Source organism: Vibrio sp. 1249-1 (assembly GCF_033340495.1).
This window is the reverse complement of record NZ_JAWOWJ010000839.1, coordinates 1-591: the sequence shown is the minus strand read 5'-3', so window position 1 is coordinate 591 and position 591 is coordinate 1. Positions and strand designations below refer to the sequence as shown.

1 protein-coding gene is annotated in these 591 nt (G+C 48.6%); it reads right to left on the bottom strand.

Annotated features, from left to right (window positions below; translation table 11 throughout):
* Positions 1-591, bottom strand: a 591-nt coding sequence (locus tag R7Z50_RS29215; RefSeq protein ID WP_318149976.1) for an alanine--tRNA ligase-related protein, incomplete at both ends; no start/stop codon positions are given.

Here is a 591-nt window from a genome sequence, read left to right as displayed (position 1 = left end):
GCCTTTCGCTAGAACACCTTCCGCCATAACACCGTGGTGTGCGATTGCGTTGCCTAACTTTTGAGTATCTTCTACTCGGAATACACCAGCTTCAGTGCGGATTTCACCCGCATCACCACATTGACCGCCTGACTCAGCGTAGAATGGGGTTTCACCAAGCACAATGATCGCTTTGTCGCCAGCAGATAGAGAATCCACTTCGTTGCCTTCAACGAACATTGCAGCCACTGAGCTAGAGCCTTTTGTTCCAACGTAGCCACAGAATTCAGTTTGTGTATCAACTTTAATTGCTGCGTTGTAGTCTGTACCGAACTGACCCGCTTCACGCGCACGCTGACGCTGCTCTTCCATTGCTTTCTCGAAGCCTTCTTCGTCAATCGCGAACTCACGTTCACGCGCAACATCATTAGTCAAGTCAGCTGGGAAGCCGTAAGTATCGTAAAGTTTGAATACGGTTTCACCGTCGAGCACTTTACCATCTAAGTTATCTAGCGCTTCGTTTAGAATCGCCATACCGCGCTCAAGTGTACGACCGAAGTTTTCTTCTTCGATACGCAGTACTTTTTCTACGACAGCTTGCTGACGTTTCAG